The organism is Oleiphilus sp. HI0079 (assembly GCF_001635105.1).
The window spans coordinates 1-523 of sequence record NZ_LWFT01000292.1 but is presented as its reverse complement, the minus strand read 5'-3'; the positions used below and the strand labels follow the sequence as shown (position 1 = coordinate 523).

1 pseudogene is annotated in these 523 nt (G+C 46.8%); it reads left to right on the top strand.

From position 1 onward, the window contains the following. Positions 1–56 precede the first annotated feature (56 nt). Positions 57–523, top strand: a pseudogene (locus A3750_RS04100) (metallophosphoesterase family protein); the annotation flags it as partial.

Sequence of the window (523 nt, the reverse complement as noted above, 5' to 3'; positions counted from 1 at the left end):
AAAAGTCGGCAGAACTGCAGGTACCCGCCACAAATATAATATGTACAGGAGATGTTGTGGCTTACTGCGCGCAAGCACAAGAAACGATAGACCTTATTCGCGATTGGGGAATTCACGTTGTGCAAGGCAATTGCGAGGACTCTTTAGCGAACGACAAGGAAGACTGCGGTTGCGGATTCGATGAAGAGAGTGTTTGCGATATCGCTTCGAAACAATGGTTTGCGTTTGCTCGTAAAGCAGTGAACAAAGAGTCAAAAAACTGGATGGCGACCTTACCAACGTCGATTAGTTTTTCCTATAACCACACAGCAATGCATGTCATTCATGGTGGACTTGAACAACAGAACCAGTTTATTTTCGCGTCTAGCAGCACCAAAGAGAAACAAAAGCAGTTAGAGACCGCGCACGCCAATGTCATGATAGGTGGACATTGCGGAATCCCTTTTGGCCAGCAACTTGATGCTAATCACTACTGGCTGAACGCGGGCGTCATTGGCATGCCAGCAAATGATGGTGAAGCAAG